The 347-nt window shown below is 53.9% G+C and carries 1 protein-coding gene; it reads left to right on the top strand.

Translation table 11 applies throughout. From position 1 onward, the window contains the following. Positions 1–347 (top strand): hypothetical protein (locus F8C76_RS18920; RefSeq protein ID WP_211372206.1); only part of this gene is annotated, 347 nt, incomplete at both ends.

Raw genomic sequence — 347 nt, 5'->3', positions numbered from 1 at the left:
ATGATTTCTTATCCTGGGTTGCCGACTTTCCGGACTGCTGGCTTCACGAAATGGTTCGCGGAGAGCTTTTTGGCATATCGGGGGCTTTCCAAGAAGGAGCTTGACGTGAAGCTGTCTTCTGGAAAAGGCACTGGAAAGTCGGATGGCGTCCGGCGAGAGGAAGTTTGGGCCTTCCTTTCTGGAGAGAAGCACAAGATTGGCTTTCTCGGTGACCAAGGCGTCATCGGTTCTGAAGCTGTTCGAGAAGTGCCTGATGAGGCATTAGAGCAGCTAGAACAGGAGGAAGCTGAGATTGATGCTTGGATGCAGGCGGCACAGAGGCGAGCTTCCGCGGAGTCTACTGGCAG

Source organism: Flagellimonas olearia (assembly GCF_009184425.1).
Classification (GTDB): domain Bacteria; phylum Bacteroidota; class Bacteroidia; order Flavobacteriales; family Flavobacteriaceae; genus Flagellimonas; species Flagellimonas olearia.
This window is presented reverse-complemented; position numbering and strand designations above follow the sequence as displayed.